The following is an 18,953-nucleotide window of genomic DNA, read 5'->3' on the forward strand; positions in this document are numbered from 1 at the left end:
TGCAAGTCCCTCGCTGCAGGGAAGCCAATTCGGGATCGGACCCTGGTCAAGTTTGTTGATCATGGTGGTGTCCTTAGTGCAGATTTGGTTGGGCACCCTGCCCTTTTTCGTCAATCATGTGACCCGTTTGGAAACGATCCAGCCGATAGGCTTGAGCCGTTTCATGCGGTCGGTCAGTCGACAAGAGATGCGCCAAGCACCACCCGGCTGCCGGGGTTGCCTTGAAGCCGCCGTAACACCAACCTCCGTTAAAATAGAGCCCCTCGATGTGAGTTTTGTCGATGAAAGGCGACCCATCCATGGACATGTCCATGATGCCGCCCCAACTGCGCAACAGGCGCACGCGCCCCAGCGCAGGGATCAGGGAGACGCCACTTTCCACAACATCTTCAACAACAGGCAGATTGCCCCGTTGCGCATAAGAGTTGTACCCATCTATGTCGCCGCCAAATACAAGGCCACCTTTGTCAGACTGGCTGCAATAAAAGTGCCCCGCACCATAGGTAATCACCCCTGGAATCGTAGGTTTTAGCCCCTCTGAGACAAAAGCTTGCAGTACATGGCTCTCTATTGGGAGTCGCATGCCAGCAAGGGCCATCAGGCGGCTTGAGCTGCCAGCAACGGATGCTGCTACTTTTTTTGCACCAATGTATCCGCGTGAGGTTTCCACGCCGAGGACTTTGCCGTTTTCAATACGGAAGCCGGTGACTTCACAGTTCTGGATGATGTCGACGCCATGCCGATCTGCACCGCGTGCGTAGCCCCAAGCTACGGCATCATGGCGTACCGTTCCACCGCGCCGATGCAGTAAGCCTCCTCGGATCGGGAACCTAGCGTTCTCAAAATTCAGAAAGGGATACATGGCGCGCACGCCCTCTGCGTCCAAAAGCTCGGCATCTGAGCCATTCAGGATCATTGCATTGCCTCGACGCCGGAACGCATCTCGTTGTCCGTCCGTGTGATACAGATTCAAGATACCGCGCTGGCTGACCATTGCGTTGAAGTTCAGCTCTTGTTCAAGCCCTTCCCAGAGCTTCAGCGAAAACTCATAAAACGGCTCATTCCCGTCGAGCATGTAGTTGGAACGTACAATCGTCGTATTGCGTCCAACGTTGCCGCCGCCGATCCAGCCTTTTTCCAGAACCGCGATCCGCTTCTGACCAAATTGTTTCGCCAAGTAGTAAGCCGCTGCAAGCCCGTGACCACCACCGCCGATTATGACAAAATCATAGTCTGCTTGAGGAGTGGCATCGCGCCAAGTTGGGCGCCACCCCTTGTGGCCTGTCAGGGCTTCCTTGATCACTCGAAATCCGCTGTAACGCATCGCATCCTCATTCATTTGAAGCGAAAATGACGGTTGTGGTTTGGTTTTCACAGACGCGTTTTGGTCAGTCATTGCTCCATTTCCGTCACATCGCACAAAAGCGGGTTCGCCCACTTGCACAGAGCTGTGGTTTCCATTCACATGCCTCGCATGAAGCAATTGAAACGACAGCTGCCCCCTTTGACGTCACTGGTTGCCTTTGAGGCAGCCGCGCGGCTGGGATCTTTCACCACAGCCGCAGAAGAGTTGAATGTCTCGCGGGAAGCGGTAAGCCGCCAAATCCGCGCGTTAGAAGCGCATTTGGGTGTTAAGTTGTTTGAACGAGACGCCAATACGGCCGCCATGGGTCTGACAGGGCAACAGTTCTACGCAACCGTTTCGCCAAATCTATGGGCAATTGCCTCCGCTGCAAATGAGCTCACGGGAGGGGCAAATGAGAATGAGTTAGCCCCTGAGGCGGATCTACTAGAGGTACCTCTGGAACACGATGACAAGCCGACTCTGTTGGTCGTCGACGATTCCGCCGACAATATTCATCATCTTTACGGACTGCTCAGCGAGAGCTATCGCGTCATTGCGCAACGCTCTGGGCAGGGTGCTCTGTCCTATTTGTCCAAAGAGAGCGTAGATCTCGTCTTATTGGACATCCGAATGCCGGACATGGATGGCTACGAAGCATGCCGCCGCATCAAAGCGACGGCCAGTCTCGCGGAAATACCGATCATCTTTGTAACAAATTTGGATGATCCGGCAGATGAGACCAAAGGTTTGGAACTAGGCGCTTCTGATTTCATTTCACGCCCAGTGGTACCCGCGGTCTTGAGTGCGCGCATCCGTACTCAAATCGAACTGCGACAGTCCAGGAGCGCACTAGAAAGCCTGCTCACACGTCGCGCGGACAGATTGCAAAAGGCCGAAAACCTGCTGACAAAAATGGCCAAAGAGATCGAGGCTTATCGGTCAGAGTGAGATCGCGGACACCCATCTTTGGCCAGCCGAAGAGCCTTAACAAAGTCCAACTTTTCGAGTGCATCTATCAGTTCGACGAACTCTTTACTGAAGTGTTCGCTTTTGTGGAGCATCTTGGCATGACCTAAAGACGCCATATCATGACTTTGGATCAACTCAATTAGCGCCTCCCAACTGGCAGGATGTTGGGTTGAGGTCTCCTCTAACCCCAAATCCTCCAAGGTAAGTTCTTCGGACAAAACTTCGATTTCGCTCAATACAAATTTGAGATGCGCCTGATCAGTTTCAGTCTTCTGGGCCGCTTCGGCGAGCGGCACAGCACCCACGGTGCGTGCAGATCCCTTAATGACATGAAGTGTGGAGTTCATATCGTCGGGCGCAACGCCTCCGCCCGACAGTGCTTGCCACCAACCCTTAAGTTGCTCGCGAAAGCGTACCAAATTTTGTTCATAAAGCAGGCGATTTCCCCCTGCGAGGAAGAGGCCCTGCTGGCGATCTAAGTGCTTTGGCGCCTGCGTAGTTGGCACGTGTTCTTCCAGCACCGCTTGCAACTTGGCAGGGTCGACCGGCTTGGGCAAAAATTCGGCAAAGCCGGCAGAGCGACACTTTTGGTACTCTTCTGGGGTGGCGTTGGCCGACGTAGCGATGACCGGGGCCAGTTTACCGCCGTAGTCCTCTTGAAGCTTTTGCATGGTGCGGTGACCATCCATCATGGGCATATGTAGGTCCATCAAGATCATGTCAGGCATGGCTTTCGCCACGTGCTCTATTGCTTCAAGGCCGTTGGCGGCCGTTCGTACATCAGCACCAAACCCGCCAATCAACGCTTCAAAGACCGATTGATTAATCCGATTATCCTCCACCACAAGAATGTCGCGCCTTGCCAAAATATCTGGCGTTGATTTGGGCTCATTGGTTTGATTTTGAGAGCGTTTCACCGCCTCAAGAAATTCGCCGTGTGTGATTGGAAGGTCGATCGATATCGCCGGTGTAGCGTTTAACTCTTCACGCAAAAAAGTAACGTGGTCGCTATCCACAAGAGCTCGAACAGCCGCGCCCTCTTCAGCCAACTGGCCACCAACTCTTTGCGCCATAGCAGCTACCGAGGCCCGTTGGTGACCTTCCCCCAAAACCGGGATCGTCAGTTTTCTGTCCTGTCCGTAGAGCGCGGGCTTGCTGGGGACAACAAAATCAAATGAAAAACAGGCACCTTGGCCAGTCTCGCTTTCTACATTCAAGGTCCCACCCATTTGTTCCGCTGAGCGCAAAGCAATGGACAGTCCCAGTCCGGTCCCACCATATTTTCGGGTGGTAGAAGTATCTGCCTGTCCAAATGGTTTGAAAATTTCCTCGGTCTGCTCCGGTGAAATTCCAATGCCAGTGTCGCGGACACTAAGGGTGAGGTGACCCTTGTTCTGATCAAGCATCTCGCAACAGGCATTGATGCAGATCTCTCCTTGGTCAGTGAACTTCACAGCGTTAGAAGCAAAGTTCATCACCACTTGCCGCAATCTGAGCGGGTCAGCAAAGATCTCACGAGGAAGGTCCGGTGCGTAGTTCCAGATCAAGCGCACCGGCTTTTGTTGCAACAAAGCGCGAGTTTGCATCATCACGCTATCCAAAAACTCATCCACAGAGAACCATACGTTCTCCAATGCCATTTCCCCCGCTTCAATTTTGGAGAGATCCAGCACCGAATTGATATTTTGCGACAAATGGGCCGCTGCAGCGCGCATATCTTGAATGTAGCGGGGCGTTCGATCGTTGTATCCGTCCCTCAACAGCACCTCGGATAGCCCAATGATGGCATTCATTGGCGTGCGCAACTCGTGGCTCATATTGGCGAGAAAGACGGATTTCGCTTGCGACGCTTCCACGGCCTCATTTCGTGCCGCCACCAACTCTTGTGTGCGATCGTCCACGATGGATTTCAGATTGTCCCGGCTATCTTCCAGCTCACCGACTGTTCTCCCAAAGGCGCGTGCAAGTCGTGAGATTTCGTCTCTGCGGTGCGGATCAAGCATGTGGCGGTCGCGATCGGTGAGTTCGAATTTATGCCCATCACGCACACGTAATGCTGCCATCTGCAGGCGAGTAATTGGGCGAATAACGGTCACCTGCACCAAAAGGAAAATCGCGCTGGTCACGAGAAGTGTCTGAAGAATGCTAGAGCCAAGCACCACCAAACTTCGGGCGACCATTTCAGCTCCGATGGACTGATAGGAGTAAATGGCAAAAAGAGTCCCGATATCGGCCCCATCTCGCTTGCTGTGCAGGGCAAAGCGGTAGGTTTCATCGCCATCTGCGCCGAAGCCAAACCAACGTGCGACGCTTGGCGCTTTTACCTGTGCGGTGCGTGCGACCGACAAATCACCAATGCCCGCACTTTCCCGCAGGCTGTCGCTTAACAGCGGATCCTCAATCCATGCTTCGGTGATCACGGGATCTTTTAATAGCCCCCCCATAAAGGCCAGTGTGTCGGGGATATCGACTTCCCAATAGGCGCTTTCGATTTGCGGCAAAGTGGCGCGAATGATGCGGTCGGCGTTTTGACGGGCCGTGTCAACCCGCTGTGTTCCTTCAAGCCAAAGGGTCACAACGCCCAGAACGAACCCAGAGAGGATGCCAATGATGCCCGCCGCTATCGCGATCTTGGGTGTTACCCCCAATCGATGCAGACGTGTGCCTCTCATTCCTCAAAATGCTCCTGAACAATTTCACGGATGCGGCCAGAAGAATGCATGGCGCTCAGAGAGCCTTGCAAGCGGTTTGCCATGTCGTCCCCGTCTCCATCTCGTGGGAATGCAATATAGCGCTCTTGCTCAACCAAGGGTGTCGGAAGAAAGCGCAATTTCTCGGTCAATCCCATGTCGTCAATGATATGCGCAAGCGTGGCGTGACCACCGACAATGACATCTGACCGCCCCAGCATGAGCTTTAATATATTGGTGAAATCATCCTTTGACATCTCGCGGGCAATGTCGGGATGTCGGTCAAAACTGTCTTCATAGGTAAATCCTGACACGACGCCTACAATCAGCCCATCTAATTCGTTAAGTGACCGGATGTCCTCTATAGGGCTGTCAATCAGAGTTACGTAAACCGTTTTTGTGCGGCGCAAGGGGCCAACCATATTCCACTTCTCAAAACGTTCCTTCGTTGGTGCAAGCTGAAAAACAGCATCCAGATTTCCGGCGTTAAAATCCAGCAAGGCGCGGTTCCAAGGTAAGGGACGGTGCTCCAGTTCAACATTTATCTTCTCAGCCGCTTCATTGAGGATTTGCACGTCGATCCCGCGGTACTGGCCGTCGACCGTATAATTGAACGGCGCAAAACCCTCCATCGACCCGACGACCCAAACCTCTGCGTTGCCAGGCTTCGCCAAATTGGCGCAGCAACAAATTGCCACCACAAAAGGAATGGCTTTTTCCAAAAGGATTTTCATTTTGAAGGCTCCGTCGCAGTTACGTGGAACTGTAACCACCGGCTTTTGCCCAAGGCAATGTTTCCAGCCCTCAGAAAAATTACGGTCACAGCGTAACTTTTTTGTCTCTCACAAAGGCGCGGGCTTCGCTGGTAACCAACTTTCGGACAAAGCGTTGATGCTCGCCTCTGCCGACTTATGGCAGCGGGCATATGGCGTATGGTAATTCAACAGGAGGAAAACATGTCCAAGACCAAGAAAATTACAGGTGCTTTGCTGGCTCTTACCATGGGTGCAAGTGCTGTTTCCGCAGCGGATCAGACCTTTGTGACGATCGGAACCGGCGGTGTGACAGGTGTCTATTATCCTACCGGCGGTGCGATCTGCCGTCTGGTGAACAAAGGCCGCAAAGAGCACAACATCCGCTGCTCCGTAGAATCCACCGGTGGTTCAGTTTACAACGCACGCACCATCCGTCAGGGCGAACTGGACTTTGGTGTGATCCAGTCTGACGTTCAGGTGAAATCCATCAACGGCACCGACCAATTCTCCGAAGACGGTCCTTACAGCGGCCTGCGCTCCCTGTTCTCCGTACACCCTGAGCCAATGCACCTGATGGCACGCGCAGATGCTGGCATCACGACCACTGCAGACCTCAAAGGCAAGCGCGTAAATATCGCAAACCCTGGTTCCGGCACCCGCGTTCTGGCAGAAACACTGCTGAAATATGAAGGTCTCTCCGTTGACGATTTTTCTCTGGCAGCAGAGCTGAAGTCCTCTGAGCAAGCCGCAGCGCTGTGTGACGGCAAAATCGATGCGACCATCTGGGCCGCCGGCCTGCCCAACGGCTCTTCTCAGGAAGCGACCTCCACTTGCGATGTGAAAATCATTCCTTTGTCTGGTGAAGGCATCGACAAGCTGCTGGCGGACAACTCGGCCTATGCGCCTGCGACCATTCCCGGCGGCATGTACCCTGGCAACCCAGATGATCTGCCATCCTGGGGGCCCAAAGCCACCATCGTGACATCTGCTGAAGCATCTGACGAAGTTGTCTACGAAGTGGTAAAGGCCATCTTTGAAAACTTTGATGGCTTCCGCAAACTGCACCCAGCCTTCGCCAACCTGAAAGAAACTGAAATGGTTTCGGATGGCCTGACCGCAGAAATCCACCCAGGCGCGATGAAATACTACCAAGAACGCGGCTGGAAGTAATTTCCTCCCAACTGCCCCCACCTAATCGGTGGGGGCCCTTTTTATTCGCTCATAAAAAGAATTCCGCAAACAAGAGGGACAACCGTGACCAACGCTTCGACACAGTCAGATACATCTGCACAGACCAATCAGGTCGATCTGGAAGATATTGTTGCCGAGTCCGACACCGGAGCGCGCACGCCACACAATTGGTTTTCGGCCAAAATCTTGTGGGCGGTTCCTCTTATTTGGTCGATCTATCAACTTTGGATCGCATCCCCGCTTCCCTTCATCTTGGGCGTGGGCGTGTGGAACGACACGCAAACCCGTGCAATCCACCTTGGTTTCGCGGTCTTTTTGGCTTTTGTGGCCTTTCCAGCCTTCCGCTCTAGCCCGCGCCATCATGTACCCGCGCTGACTTGGCTGACCGCCATAGCAGGCGCAGTCAGCGCCTCCTATCTTGCGTGGAACTATGTAGGGGTTGCGGCCAGGACCGGCATTCCAAGCACGCTTGATCTCGCCATGGCCGGCATCGGCATTGTGTTGCTGATGGAAGCCGCCCGCCGCTCTCTTGGCTTCCCACTGATGGGTGTTGCGATTTTCTTCCTCGCATATGTCTTTTTCGGCTCCTGGGACGGGCTTCCGGAAATGGTTCAGTGGAAGGGCGCGTCGTTTAACAAGGCGATGAGCCACCTGATGCTGACAACCGAGGGCGTGTTCGGCGTGGCTCTGGGGGTCTCCTCTGGCTTTGTGTTTCTGTTTGTGCTGTTTGGCGCACTTCTCAATCAAGCCGGAGCTGGTAACTATTTCCTTCAGCTGGCTTTTGCTGCGCTTGGCCACCTGCGTGGCGGCCCCGCGAAAGCGGCCGTTATTGCCTCTGCTGCCACTGGTCTGATCTCCGGTTCCGCCATCGCCAATGTGGTGACCACCGGAACATTCACAATTCCGCTGATGCGCCGCGTCGGCTTTTCGCCCGCCAAAGCAGGTGCGGTAGAGGTCTCCTCTTCCATCAACGGTGTGCTTACGCCGCCAGTCATGGGCGCGGTGGCCTTTCTAATGACGGAATATGTGGGCATCTCGTATGTGGAGGTTGTGAAGACCGCGATTGTACCTGCGGCGATCTCCTACATGGCTCTGGTCTACATTGTGCACCTTGAAGCGCTGAAGATGGGCATGACCGGCACAAGCCGCATGCACCCCATCAAGTTCATGCTCGGTGCAATTTTCATTATCGCGATTTCTATCGTGATCGGTGGGGGAACTCTTTGGCTTGCCGGTCAGATCGTGACCTTGGTCGACAACCTGATTGGGCCAATGTCCACACCGGTTCTTGTGGCTGGCCTCTTGATCGCCTACGTGGCAGCTGTCCGCTATGCCGCAGCACGACCCGATCTGGAAACCGGCATCGACTCCATGCTGAATCTGCCCCCGGCTCGGACTATTTTGAAGACTGGTCTGCATTACCTGCTACCAATCCTGCTGCTGATGTATCTGCTGATGATCGAACGCAAGTCGCCGGGCCTGTCAGCTTTCTGGTCGTCAATATTCATGCTCCTGATTTTGCTAACCCAGGATCCGCTCAAGGCCTTCTTCCGAAATCAAAACACCATCGCCGCCTCTTTCTCACATGGGTTTGCACAAACCATCGAAGGCATGATTATCGGTGCGCGCAACATGGTCGGCCTTGCCGCGGCGATGGGGCTTGCGGGCATCATCGTGGGGGCGGTGACGCTGACCGGTATCGGACAAGTCATGGCTGAATTTGTGGAATTCTTGTCAGGCGGCAACCTGTTGGCAATGCTGTTCTTCGTCGCTCTGATTTCGATCATTCTGGGCATGGGGCTGCCAACAACAGCAAACTACATTGTGGTTAGCTCGTTGATGGCCGGCGTGGTTGTTGAGCTGGGTGCTCAAAATGGCCTTATTGTGCCACTGGTTGCGGTACACATGTTCTGCTTCTACTTCGGCATCATGGCAGATGTGACCCCCCCGGTTGGCCTTGCGTCTTTCGCAGCTGCGGCCATTTCAAAAGGCGACCCTCTGCGCACCGGTTTCCAAGCGTTTTTCTACTCCATCCGGACCGCGCTTTTACCATTTCTATTCATCTTCAATACCGACTTGTTGTTGATCGACGTTGGCCCGGTCCAAGCGATAGTTGTCTTCATCACCGCGCTGATCGCCATGCTGCTCTTTGCGGCTGGCACCATGGGCTACTTCCAGACACGCTCAAAACTGTGGGAAAGCGCGGTTCTGATCTTCTGTGCCTTCATCTTGTTCCGTCCGGATTTCTTCCTGAACCAGATCGCAGATGAATTCGAAGTCCGCTCCCCCGCTGAACTCTACACACTGGCAGAAGCCGCGCCCGACAACGGCACCCTTCGCGTCCGTCTGACCGGAGAAAACTTAGAAGGCGATCTGGTAGATGCGCGCTATCTGCTCCCGCTTGGCACCGCTGGTGAAAATGGTGAAACACGACTGTTGGACGGCGCGGGCATCGAGTTCCGTGACGAAGATGGCGCACTTTTGGTGGACAATCTGAACTTCGGCGGCCCGGCAGAGCAGCTCAAGATCGACTTTGATTGGGAAGTGGTTGAGATCGAAGTGGAGGCTGCTCGTCCACCTCAAGAGATCTTCTATCTCCCCGCTCTGTTGCTGCTTGGCCTTGTGTTTGGCGTACAGCGCCGCCGCAAAGCGAAAACAGATTCTCAAGAGGTGCCCGCATGACCCGCACAGTACTCGCCGCGATTGACCTGACCCAACCTGAAGATCAGAAAGCCGTACTTACAAAAGCACGCCAGATTGCCGATTTGGAAGGCGTACGATTGTCGGTTGTCACAGTGCTACCTGATTTTCGCATGAGCGTCGTTGGTACCTTTTTCTCTGACGAGCATACCCACGAAATGGCAGAAGGCAGCCGGGTCGCCCTCCATAAGTTCATCGAGGAAACCGTTGGCCGTGACGTTGAGACAAAGCATGTGATCCGCATGGGTAAGACCTCTGAGGAAATCCTGATCACGGCAGAGGAGCTTGATGCACAGGTGATCGTGATGGGCGCCCATAAGCCCAATCTCAGGGACTATCTCATTGGCCCAAATGCCGCCCAGATTGCCCGCCACGCCCCTTGTTCTGTCTACATCGTGCGCTGAAAATTCCTTTCACGCCAGACATAATCCAATAATTTCAGCCATATAGAACGCGACTTAGCGGCTGATTTCTGATCAAGAGACCATGGAACGTAGAGACACAACCAATATTGGATTCCTGGTTTTCCCGGGCTTTCCGATGGCGTGCCTGACCTCCGCCATCGAGCCGTTGCGGGCGGCAAATGAAATCTCTGATCGTGAGGCTTTCTCGTGGCGTGTACTGTCTGAAAATGGCGAGGCTGTCACTGCCAGCGCAAATGTCGTTTTTCAACCAGATTGCTCACTGCGCGATGTTGAAAACCTCGACTACCTGTTTCTCTTGTCTGACCCTGAGAGCGCATTTGCAGTGCCTGCATCCGGAAATGGACATCTGCGGTATTTGGCGCGCCACGGTGTGCAAATCGGCGCGGTAAGTGGCGGTGTTTTCCCGCTTGCAGCTTCGGGCCTACTTCTGGGACACACCTGCTCGGTGCACTGGTGCTATCGGGCTGCCTTTGAAAAGGCTTTTCCAGAGATAGCAGTCAGCGACGATGTGCTGGTCCTTGATCGCCGCCGTTTGACGGCCTCTGGCGCTGCCGCCATGTTTGACCTGATGTTGGGCATGATCGAAGACACGTTGGACAGCGTTGTGATGACCGAAGTCGCCTGTTGGTTCCAGCATCCAATGGTACGCACAGAAGGCGTTGGCCAAAGCGTCCCTGCGTTTAAAACAGCGGGTGTGACAAGGGATCTGCCGCCCCCTCTGGCCAAAGCGATTGCGGTGTTCTCCGACAATCTAGAAGAGCCCGTGAGTATTGGAGATGTCGCCGAGCAGGCAGAGGTCTCCCCGCGTAAACTTGAGCGTCAATTCAAGAAGTACCTTGGTCAAAGCCCTCTGAACTACTATCGCATGTTGCGCATGAACGCTGCCCGGCAACAGGTCTTATACTCACGTAACAGCCTGTCTGACGTAGCACTTTCCGTAGGTTACAACAGCTCTTCAACGCTCTCAAAACACTACAGACGAGCCTTTGGCCTGTCCCCAAGCGAAGAGCGCAACCAAAAAAGCAACCGCTTCAAAATTGAACGCGGGCAACCAATTCCGGTTGCCTGAGCTACAGACTGGTTGCAACCTTTTGGACAGTCGATCGAAATTCTGCTCGCATCAATCAACTACGACAATCCGCGATCTGCCCACCGCATCAAAGCACTGCAGTGGGCAACCAGATGCCTAGCGGATGTTGAACCGAAGCGACAGGCAGGACATGCCGCCATCAAGTTTCGCACATTCGGAGTTGTTGATCTCAACCACCTTATACCCATGGGCGCGCAGGGTCTCTGCGGTGCGTGGGAAGCCGGCCGGGCAGAGCACCGTATCATTGAAACGGATCGTATTGGCCGCCACCTCTTCGCCTTCTGCCACATGCAAAACGCGATAGCCTTCAAAACACCCAGATGCATCCAAACGTTTGGTTGACAGGATTGTTTCCCCATCCAGCAAAGAACAATCGGTCTTGAAGTGCAAAACACCGGGCGGGGTGAACACTTCACGTACCGTGTGCCCCCAATCAGAAACAAGACTGCGCAGCTCCTCTACGCCTTCTGCATCGGTGCGATCTGACCGGCCCACAAGGATTTCCCGCTCGGTCACCAGAATGTCGCCGCCTTCGATATGGCCTTTGGTGATCTGGCGCACATCTTCAAAATTTGCGCGAATGGTGGCTTCCATCTGAGCCACTTCGCCCAAACGTGTTGCGGCACCGGGACGCATCAGAACCGCCCCTTTAGTCAGGCATAGCGCGGTGTCTTCCACAAACACAGCATCAGGGAAGGCATCTACGCCGTCAAGCTCGATCACCTTTGCGCCCGTGGCCTTCAAAGTGGCAACATAATGCGCATGATCTTTCAGCATCTGCTCCAGATCAGGAGAGCCGATATCCTCGGCGCGGAGCCCGTCAATAATGCTCGCCGTCGGGCGGCGCGTGATCGCATGGGAAAACTCAAAAGTCGGGTTGCTCATAGGCGTGTCATTCCAGATAGGTCTTTCATCTAAGTTCGCGAATTCATTGACGAACGGCGGGATGCTATGGAGTCCGGGACAGGATTGCCAGCCTTGCTTCCCCAAAAACCTAACAAGGCAATCAATTTGGGCATCTGCACAGGAAAACACCGTGCGCGGCACCTCATTGCGGCCAAAATACGCGCATTTGATTGCAATATCTCAAAATTACTGCGCATTTACGAAAGAAAATTAAAACTATAGGGGCCGAAATGAACGTCACCTTTGCCCAGACCTTCCTTGAAGTTGTCAAAGTTGGCAACCTCAATCGCGCTGCGGGGCGGCTGAATGTCACCGAATCCACTGTGACCACACGGATCAACGCACTTGAAAACCTCCTGGGGCAAAAGCTCCTGATCCGCAGCCGCAGCGGCGCAGAGCTGACTTCTGCCGGATTCAAGTTCCTGCGCTATGCGGAAATCATGTCTCAGGCCTGGGGTCAGGCCCGGCAGGAATTGTCGCTGAGTAAAGAATTCAAGAGCGTCTGCAACGTGGGGTGCCATTTTGATCTCTGGGACGGCGCGGGCCGGATCTGGGCAGATCAGCTGCGCGAGAACCACCCCGAGGTGGCGCTCTCGTTCTGGGCCGGAGATGTGGAAGACATCGAGCGCTGGCTGTCCACTGGGCTTGTGGATGTGGCGCTGATGTTTGATGCGGCCGTCTCCGGCGGTTGGCATGTCGAACGCCTGTTTGCAGATCGTTTGATCCAAGTGTCCAACCAGCCGCGCGACTTCATGGAATGGGATCCCGGCTATGTCTATGTGGATCTAGGGGCCGAGTTCCGGCGCCTGCATGCAGAGGCGTTCTCTGTGGCGCGCACTCCGGTGATCACGATCAGCTCCAGCAGCTGGGCCATTGACTACCTGCTGAAATGGGGCGGCTCCGGCTATCTGCCCGCGCGTATGGTGCAGGATCATTTGGCGACAGAGCGTCTGTTCAAGGTTGGGGACACGCCCGAATTTACCCGCACCGCCTATCTGGTCTCCCGCCCAGATGTGGGGGAGGACTGGCCTTGGTTCCAGTCCTCCATAGACACGCTCAAGGCGCAGCTTGCCCCTGCTGACGCGCCAGAGCGCTGACAAAGGTGCGGTCAACGCAAATCGCGATGGCCGCAATGGCACAGCCCGCCATGATGCCCAACCCGGCATCCGCCTTGCCAAGCGCAACATAGACTTCCTGCCCCAGTCCCCGCGACCCCACAAGGGCCGCGACGGCCAGCATCGCCAGCGCATACATCACCGCCTGATTGATCCCCAGCATGATCTGGCGCTGCGCGGTGGGCAGCTTCACCAGAAACAACAGCTGAAGCGGCGTGCATCCCGTGCTGATCCCGGCCTCGATCATCGTGTTCGGCACGTCGCGCAGCCCGCGTTCGGTGTAGCGGATCATTGGCGCAATCGCATAGGAAATGATCGCCAGAAAGGCGCTGAAATCCCCCACCTGAAAGAACATCACAACAGGGATCAGCAGGACAAATGGCGGGATGGTCTGCAACAGATCCAAAATCGGTCGGATCACCGCGGAGACCGCGTCTGACTGCGCCGCCAGCACGCCAATCCCTCCGCCCACCACAATGCAGAAGGCAATCGCGGACAGGCAGATATAGACCGAGAACATTGCCGGTGCCCACAGGCCCGCCAGGAGGATCACCCCAAGCGTGCCCGCCCACAACAACGCCACACGCCATCCCCCGGCCCAAAAACCGGTGGCAGAAGCAATGGCAATTGTCGCGGGCCACGGCAACCCGGTGGTGCCCGTAAACAGAAAGGCTCCCACCAGCACTGCGACACTGCCTGCCAACAGACTTTGGCGCCACGCAAGCAGCGCGCCAATCAGCGCCACCAGCCCCCAGTAGCCAAGCTGCAATGCCGGTGTGAAGGCAAAGCCCCAGGTGAAAGGCGACACGGCTTTTTCCAGCCCGATCCGCACTGGCAGAAGGAAATAGTAGATCGCGCTGGTTTTAAGCCAATCCGTAAAGCTGCCAACCGAAACACTCAGGCTCGCCACAAAGCTGTTGATCTGATCTGCTGGCGTGAAACCGCGCTCAGCAGGTCCGATCTGCGCCAGACCTGTCAGCGACAGCTCCCAGACCACCGCCATGATCCCCAGCGTGATCAGCGCAAAACGGCTGAGGGAGGTGGCCGGTGCCGTATGGCTGCGCGCCTGTAAGGCAAAACCACGGGTGATGCGATCCAGCAAAATGGCAATCAGGGTGATGATCACGCCTGCCATCAGGCTCTCCCCAAATTGAGCACGGCGCATGTTGCGCAGCACTTCCCAGCCGATGTCCTCAAACCCGCCAATGATAGCCGCAAACACCACCATGCTCAGCACCGCCATAATGGTCTGGTTCAGCCCGATCAAAAGTTGCGGCAGCGCCGTGGGCACCTCGATCAGCCAAAACCGTTTGCTGGGCGAACACCCCGTCATGGCCGCGACCTCATGCAGATCTTCAGGCACAAGATCCAGCCCCAGTTTTGTGTTCCGCGCCATCGGGGGAATGGCGTAGATCGCACTGGCGATCAAACCGACCACAGGGCCGAAGCCAAACAACACAATCAGCGGCACCAGATAAGCAAAGGCGGGCGCAGTCTGCATGAAATCAAGCATCGGCGTGAAGACCATGGACAGGCGGCGGCTCTTGTTCATCATGATGCCGATCCCAAGTCCTGCCAGCATCGACAGCGGAAACGCCACGCTCACCAACGCAACAGAGTTCAGACTTTCCACCCAGTAACCAGAGATGTGGATGTAGACAGAGGAGACCGCACAAAACAGCGCCAGCTTCACCCCGCCTGCGCGCAGGGCCACAGCCACAAATGCAACGGTCAGAACCTGCCAGGGCACCGCCTGCAACCCGTCCCGAATGGCGCGCATGGGCCACTCCAGACAAGCCGACAGCGCGCGAAACAGCGGCGAGGCCACATCCAGAAGCGCCCCGATCACCACATTGATCATCTCGCTGAACGCCACGGTCCATTGCGCAGGAAAGGTCAATATCCAAGGCAGCTGGCTGCGCAACAGCAAGGCGCAGACGGTCAATACAACCGCCCCCAGAAACCCGGCAAGGGCGCGACGGGATTGCACAGGATCAGCCATGATGTGCCCCCTGCCCGGTCAACACATGCAAATCATCACGCGCAATCACCCCCACGGCCACACCCGTATCATCCACCACGCGCAGCGCCGCATGGCCAAAGAGGAAATGGTCAATCGCCACTTCCAGCGGATCAGATGGGGCCACAGTTGGCGCTTCTGCCTCGGCCACACCTGCTTTCATCAGATCTGACACATGCAGGATACGGCTGGTGGGCACATCGGACACAAAATCGCGCACATAGTCATCTGCTGGTGACAGGATAATTTCGCGTGGGGTGCCAACCTGCACAAGCTGCCCATCCCGCATAATGGCAATGCGGTCCCCCAACCGCGCCGCCTCCAGAAAATCATGGGTAACAAACACAATGGTCTTGCCCAATGTGGTCTGCAACCGCAGGAACTCATCCTGCATCTGACGGCGGATCAGCGGATCAAGCGCTGAAAAAGGCTCATCAAGAAACCACAGGTCCGGGTCGGAAATCAGCGACCGCGCGATCCCCACCCGCTGCTGCTGACCGCCGGAAAGTTCATGCGGAAAGTTGCCTTTGCGCTCCCCCAGCCCCACCAGATCCAGCAATTCATCCGCGCGCGCATGTCGCGCCGCTTTGGGCACATTCTGCACCCGCAATGGAAAGGCCACATTGTCGCGCGCATTCAAATGCCCCAACAGTCCAAAGCTCTGGAACACCATGCCAAAACTGTTGCGACGCAGATCTGTCAAGGCGCGGTCTTTCAGCGTCAGAATGTTCTGACCCTCAAAAGAAACCTCTCCCGCAGACAGCTCCACAAGACGTGACATACAGCGCAGCAACGTGGATTTGCCCGACCCTGACAACCCCATGATCATGAGGATCTCTCCGCGTTTCACATCCAGAGAGACATCACAGATTGCCGGCAAGCTGCCATTCTCCCGCACCTGCGCGATAACCTTTTCTTTTGAAAGGCTTCTGGTGGCTTGATCAAACCCATCAGGGGCGTCACCGAACACTTTCCAAAGGTTGCGGCATTCTAAAATCACGTCTTTTTGCGGGACTGAGGCGTCTTTCACGTCTGGCTTTCCTGTCAACAAAAGGGAACGGAACGGGCGCGCGCATGGCGGGCCCGTTCCCATATTTGATCCGCTGCGGTTTACTGCGCGGCGTCGATCCAGGAGGTCCAGCTGGCCTCATTTTCCGCCAACCAATGCGCGACGGCCTCATCCACAGATTTGCCCTGCTGGTCGACCATGTTGATCAGTTCGATCTGCTGCTCGTTGGAAATCTCGAGCGCACTCAGGAGCGCATGCGCACCGGGCCATTTGTCAGCCATGCCGGCCCAGGCCACCTTGCGCACATCGCCGCGTTGGAAATCGCAATCAAAGGTGGCGTTCGGGTTCACGCCAACAGAAGGATCATCTTCACAGCCAGCCTCAAAGGGCGGCAGCGTGACAGGGCGCAGATCATATTCGGAGAAAGACCAATGCGGGCTGAAGAACATCACCAACAAAGGCGTCTTACGGGTGAAAGCGGTTTTGATCTCAGCCACCAGAGCCCCTTCGCTGCCAGCCGGGATCGACGTAAACGGCAGCTCCAAACCGGTCAGCCGGTCACGGTTGGATGTGCCCCAATCCGCCGGGTAATCCACCAGACGTCCCTGCGGGATTGTCTCTGGCGTTGCAAAGACATGCGGGCAGTTTTTCAGTGCTTCCCAATCCGGCAATCCGGGGCAGAGCTCTTCAACATGGGCGGGGTAGAACCAGGTTTCCAGCGGTACAATGCCAAGGCTGCCGATGTCGGTCACATTGCCGGAGTCGATCGCGATGTCATAAGCGTCTGCGATGTTGGTGGTCCAGATTTCCAGAGCCGCCGTCACCGTGTTGTCCTGCAGCGCGGTCATCTGCGGGAAATACCCGGCGGTGACATATTCGACATTGTAACCCATCTTGCCCAGCAGAGCGCCAGCGATGTTGGTGGTCAGAACCTGCCCTGTCCATTCGTTGATGGTCAGCTTGATCGGATCGCTGGATTCCGCCTCTGCCAAGGCAGCGGTGCCAAGCGCAAGGCCAAGCGCCGCTGTTGAAAGTGCCTTAAAGATCCCTGTGGTCATTCATTTCTCCGTTGTTGAGGTCAGCTTCTTGGTTTTTGTCAGGCCGACTTATTTTGAAAGAACTCTGTATGTTGCGGCGCCAGCGGGGGCCGCCCGCGCACATGATCCGCGATTTTCTCAGCCATCATGATGGTGGGGATATTGATGTTGGCAGAAACGATGGTCGGCATGATCGACGCATCCACCACCCGCAGCCCTTCCATCCCATGCACACGCCCCTGCCCGTCCACGACAGACATGTCATCCTGGCCCATTTTGCAGGTGCAGCTGGGGTGATGTGAGGTCTCCCCCTTGGCGCGCCCAAAAGCGTCAAGCGCCGCATCGCTGGTCGCATCCGCCCCCGGCGCAATCTCAGCCCCGCGAAATTCGTCAAACGCCTTCTGCGCTGCAAACTCACGCGTCATGGCCACCGCATCCCGGATTTCCTGACGGTCATCCGCGTTGGACAAATGGTTGAAGCGGATTTTCGGAGCCGCCATCGGATCATTGGAGGCCAGCCGCACCCAGCCGGTGCTACGCGGGCGCATCTGGCTGATATGGAACTGGAATCCGTGGCCTTCGATCTTCTCCAACCCGTCATAGCTGACGGCGATCGGCGCAAAATGGTGTTGCATATTCGGGAAATCGACCCCGTCATGGGTGCGGAAAAATGTTCCCGTTTCCCAAATATTTGACGCCCCGACCCCTTTGCGCAGAAACAGCCATTCCGCCCCTGTGCGCAGTTTGCCCAAAGGCGTTGTCGCCGAGTAAAACGACACGGGTTTGAGACAGTGATACTGTACCAGATAGTCCAAGTGATCCTGTAGGTTTTCCCCCACGCCCGGCAGATTCTGGATCGTGTCGATCCCGTGTTCCGCCAGCTCCTCGCGCGGGCCGATCCCGGACAGTTTCAACAGCTGCGGGGAGTTGATGGCCCCTGCTGACAGGATCACCTCTTGCTCCGCAAACGCCTGCTTTGTCTCACCTTTTTCCACATATTCCACGCCGATGGCGCGCAGCCCGTCAAACAGAATACGCGTGACACGCACCTTCACGGCCAGCGTGATCCGGCCAGATTGCCGCGCCGGATGCAGATAGCAATGCGCCACCGAACTGCGCCGCCCGTTGTGGGTCGAGCGTTCCATGCGGAACACGCCTTCCTGACGGTAGCCGTTCACATCATCCGTATAGGCATGTCCCGCCTGCTGGCCGGCCTCCAGAAAGGCCTCAAACAGCGGATTTTTGCAGTCCGGGATTGTAACCTTTATCGGGCCATCCTTGCCGCGAAAATTCCCGTCATGGGCGCTGCTTTCCAGCTTGCGGAAGTACGGCAGGCAATGGGCATAAGACCAATCTTCCAGCCCCGCTCGTGCCGCCCAGCCTTCATAGTCCAGCGGGTTGCCCCGCAAATGCACCATGCCATTGATCGAAGACGAGCCGCCCACAACCCGCCCCCGCGGGTAGTAGACGCGGCGATTGTCCAGATGCGGCTCCGGTTCGGAATAATAGGCCCAGTTAAACCGCTCGCTTTCCAGAGGAATGGCCAGCGCGGCGGGCATCCGCAGCTCATAAAGGCTGCGGTCCATCGGCCCGGCTTCCAGCACCAGAATATTGGTATCAGCATCCTCGCTCAGGCGGCTGGCAATCACGCCCCCCGCCGAACCGGAGCCTATGACAATGTGAGAGTACCCTTTTGCCATA

At 55.9% G+C, this 18,953-nt stretch carries 14 protein-coding genes; 6 read left to right on the forward strand and 8 right to left on the reverse strand.

Annotated elements, in window-relative coordinates:
• Nucleotides 1-73 precede the first annotated feature (73 nt).
• Nucleotides 74-1,324: a sarcosine oxidase subunit beta family protein gene (locus tag ACO07T_RS19375; RefSeq protein WP_422051054.1), complete on the reverse strand. Its 1,251-nt coding sequence runs from the start codon at nucleotides 1,322-1,324 to the stop codon at nucleotides 74-76.
• Nucleotides 1,325-1,474: 150 nt separating this feature from the next.
• Between ACO07T_RS19375 and ACO07T_RS19380 the strand changes: the two genes are divergently transcribed.
• On the forward strand, nucleotides 1,475-2,293 hold the full coding sequence (locus ACO07T_RS19380) for a response regulator (protein ID WP_422050754.1): 819 nt from the start codon (nucleotides 1,475-1,477) through the stop codon (nucleotides 2,291-2,293).
• Here the strand turns inward: ACO07T_RS19380 and ACO07T_RS19385 are convergent.
• Nucleotides 2,278-4,986, reverse strand: coding sequence for an ATP-binding protein (locus ACO07T_RS19385; RefSeq protein WP_422050755.1), 2,709 nt, complete (start codon nucleotides 4,984-4,986; stop codon nucleotides 2,278-2,280). The two genes, ACO07T_RS19380 and ACO07T_RS19385, sit on opposite strands and share 16 nt — an antisense overlap.
• Nucleotides 4,983-5,738, reverse strand: a complete 756-nt coding sequence (locus ACO07T_RS19390) for a substrate-binding periplasmic protein (RefSeq protein ID WP_422050756.1) — start codon at nucleotides 5,736-5,738, stop codon at nucleotides 4,983-4,985. The genes ACO07T_RS19385 and ACO07T_RS19390 overlap by 4 nt, the downstream gene beginning before the upstream one ends.
• A 222-nt stretch (nucleotides 5,739-5,960) precedes the next feature.
• On the opposite strand from ACO07T_RS19390, the gene ACO07T_RS19395 reads away from it, so the two are divergent.
• From ACO07T_RS19395 to ACO07T_RS19410, 4 genes are all read left to right on the forward strand, one after another.
• Nucleotides 5,961-6,929 (forward strand): TAXI family TRAP transporter solute-binding subunit, encoded by a 969-nt coding sequence (locus ACO07T_RS19395; RefSeq protein ID WP_422050757.1) that lies wholly within the window; start codon nucleotides 5,961-5,963, stop codon nucleotides 6,927-6,929.
• Nucleotides 6,930-7,013: 84 nt separating this feature from the next.
• A complete protein-coding gene (locus ACO07T_RS19400; RefSeq protein ID WP_422050758.1) occupies nucleotides 7,014-9,632 on the forward strand; it encodes a TRAP transporter permease in 2,619 nt (872 codons plus the stop codon).
• Nucleotides 9,629-10,054, forward strand: coding sequence for a universal stress protein (locus ACO07T_RS19405; RefSeq protein WP_422050759.1), 426 nt, complete (start codon nucleotides 9,629-9,631; stop codon nucleotides 10,052-10,054). The genes ACO07T_RS19400 and ACO07T_RS19405 overlap by 4 nt, the downstream gene beginning before the upstream one ends.
• An 82-nt stretch (nucleotides 10,055-10,136) precedes the next feature.
• Nucleotides 10,137-11,144, forward strand: a complete 1,008-nt coding sequence (locus ACO07T_RS19410; protein ID WP_422050760.1) for a GlxA family transcriptional regulator — start codon at nucleotides 10,137-10,139, stop codon at nucleotides 11,142-11,144.
• Between the two features lie 117 nt (nucleotides 11,145-11,261).
• Here ACO07T_RS19410 and ACO07T_RS19415 read toward each other — a convergent pair whose 3' ends face one another.
• A complete protein-coding gene (locus ACO07T_RS19415) occupies nucleotides 11,262-12,050 on the reverse strand; it encodes a dimethylarginine dimethylaminohydrolase family protein (RefSeq protein ID WP_422050761.1) in 789 nt (262 codons plus the stop codon).
• A gap of 251 nt (nucleotides 12,051-12,301) precedes the next feature.
• Here ACO07T_RS19415 and ACO07T_RS19420 point away from each other — a divergent pair, with 251 nt between their 5' ends.
• Nucleotides 12,302-13,168: a LysR family transcriptional regulator gene (locus ACO07T_RS19420; RefSeq protein ID WP_422050762.1), complete on the forward strand. Its 867-nt coding sequence runs from the start codon at nucleotides 12,302-12,304 to the stop codon at nucleotides 13,166-13,168.
• On the opposite strand, the gene ACO07T_RS19425 is transcribed toward ACO07T_RS19420, so the two are convergent.
• The 4 genes from ACO07T_RS19425 to ACO07T_RS19440 all read right to left on the reverse strand — a co-directional run bounded on the left by ACO07T_RS19425 (nucleotide 13,128) and on the right by ACO07T_RS19440 (nucleotide 18,952).
• Nucleotides 13,128-15,188: an ABC transporter permease gene (locus tag ACO07T_RS19425; RefSeq protein ID WP_422050763.1), complete on the reverse strand. Its 2,061-nt coding sequence runs from the start codon at nucleotides 15,186-15,188 to the stop codon at nucleotides 13,128-13,130. The two genes, ACO07T_RS19420 and ACO07T_RS19425, sit on opposite strands and share 41 nt — an antisense overlap.
• Nucleotides 15,181-16,236 (reverse strand): quaternary amine ABC transporter ATP-binding protein, encoded by a 1,056-nt coding sequence (locus ACO07T_RS19430; RefSeq protein ID WP_422050764.1) that lies wholly within the window; start codon nucleotides 16,234-16,236, stop codon nucleotides 15,181-15,183. Before ACO07T_RS19430 ends, ACO07T_RS19425 begins: the two co-directional genes overlap by 8 nt.
• Nucleotides 16,237-16,316: 80 nt before the next feature.
• Nucleotides 16,317-17,273 carry an ABC transporter substrate-binding protein gene (locus ACO07T_RS19435; RefSeq protein WP_422050765.1) on the reverse strand — a complete coding sequence of 319 codons (957 nt, stop codon included), beginning with the start codon at nucleotides 17,271-17,273 and terminating at the stop codon, nucleotides 16,317-16,319.
• Between the two features lie 38 nt (nucleotides 17,274-17,311).
• Nucleotides 17,312-18,952 carry a choline dehydrogenase gene (locus ACO07T_RS19440; protein ID WP_422050766.1) on the reverse strand — a complete coding sequence of 547 codons (1,641 nt, stop codon included), beginning with the start codon at nucleotides 18,950-18,952 and terminating at the stop codon, nucleotides 17,312-17,314.
• Nucleotide 18,953: the final 1 nt, after the last annotated feature.

Source organism: Shimia sp., from assembly GCF_965227725.1.
GTDB lineage: Bacteria > Pseudomonadota > Alphaproteobacteria > Rhodobacterales > Rhodobacteraceae > Shimia.

What these genes read in the sequence shown, in the direction of transcription:
- ACO07T_RS19405 (WP_422050759.1), top strand. Translation starts at nt 9,629, where the DNA reads ATGACCCGCACAGTACTCGCCGCGATTGACCTGACCCAACCTGAAGAT.
- ACO07T_RS19435 (WP_422050765.1), bottom strand. Translation starts at nt 17,273, where the DNA reads ATGACCACAGGGATCTTTAAGGCACTTTCAACAGCGGCGCTTGGCCTT.
- ACO07T_RS19380 (WP_422050754.1), top strand. Translation starts at nt 1,475, where the DNA reads ATGAAGCAATTGAAACGACAGCTGCCCCCTTTGACGTCACTGGTTGCC.
- ACO07T_RS19415 (WP_422050761.1), bottom strand. Translation starts at nt 12,050, where the DNA reads ATGAGCAACCCGACTTTTGAGTTTTCCCATGCGATCACGCGCCGCCCG.
- ACO07T_RS19440 (WP_422050766.1), bottom strand. Translation starts at nt 18,952, where the DNA reads ATGGCAAAAGGGTACTCTCACATTGTCATAGGCTCCGGTTCGGCGGGG.
- ACO07T_RS19410 (WP_422050760.1), top strand. Translation starts at nt 10,137, where the DNA reads ATGGAACGTAGAGACACAACCAATATTGGATTCCTGGTTTTCCCGGGC.
- ACO07T_RS19395 (WP_422050757.1), top strand. Translation starts at nt 5,961, where the DNA reads ATGTCCAAGACCAAGAAAATTACAGGTGCTTTGCTGGCTCTTACCATG.
- ACO07T_RS19425 (WP_422050763.1), bottom strand. Translation starts at nt 15,188, where the DNA reads ATGGCTGATCCTGTGCAATCCCGTCGCGCCCTTGCCGGGTTTCTGGGG.
- ACO07T_RS19375 (WP_422051054.1), bottom strand. Translation starts at nt 1,324, where the DNA reads ATGCGTTACAGCGGATTTCGAGTGATCAAGGAAGCCCTGACAGGCCAC.
- ACO07T_RS19385 (WP_422050755.1), bottom strand. Translation starts at nt 4,986, where the DNA reads ATGAGAGGCACACGTCTGCATCGATTGGGGGTAACACCCAAGATCGCG.
- ACO07T_RS19420 (WP_422050762.1), top strand. Translation starts at nt 12,302, where the DNA reads ATGAACGTCACCTTTGCCCAGACCTTCCTTGAAGTTGTCAAAGTTGGC.
- ACO07T_RS19390 (WP_422050756.1), bottom strand. Translation starts at nt 5,738, where the DNA reads ATGAAAATCCTTTTGGAAAAAGCCATTCCTTTTGTGGTGGCAATTTGT.